The organism is Neisseria sp. P0020.S005 (genome assembly GCF_051957055.1).
GTDB classification, from domain to species: Bacteria; Pseudomonadota; Gammaproteobacteria; order Burkholderiales; family Neisseriaceae; genus Neisseria; species Neisseria subflava_A.
Genome location: NZ_JBQCWV010000056.1, coordinates 1 through 465 on the forward strand (window position 1 = coordinate 1; position 465 = coordinate 465).

Annotated in this window: 1 pseudogene; it reads right to left on the reverse strand. The window is 56.1% G+C overall.

Features of this window, described 5'->3' with window-relative positions:
• Positions 1–465 (reverse strand): annotated as a pseudogene (locus ACTHTU_RS11275) (hypothetical protein); the annotation flags it as partial.

The window sequence follows — 465 nt, forward strand, 5'->3', positions numbered from 1 at the left end:
GCCACCGGCTACGGTTTCGCTGATGATGTTGCTGTCGCCTTTGACATTGATGGTGTCGCCCAATGCGTAGTTGTTGCTGCCGGTGGTACCGCCGAAGTTGATGCCTTTGGCGATATTGGCGGCGTTGGTCGCTACGTTTTGGTTGGTCGCAAACAGTTGGCTGCCGTTAACGGCATCTTTGCTGTTGGCATTGAGGTCGCCGTCGGCTACGTTGGTAACCTTCTTGCCGGCGGCATCGATACCGGACTTGGTCAGGCTAGGACCGCCTGCGATCTTAACGCCGTCGTTGTTCACGGTGGTGTCGCCGGCTTTGACGCTGTCTATCACCAGTTTTTTGTTCAGCTTGACGGTCACTTTATCGTCTTGGGCTTCGGTGGTGATGTTGTCGTCACCGGCAACGGTCACGGTGGAGCCGAGTTTTTCGATATTGGTGCTGCCGCTGTCGCCGTTGAAGGTCAGGCCTTT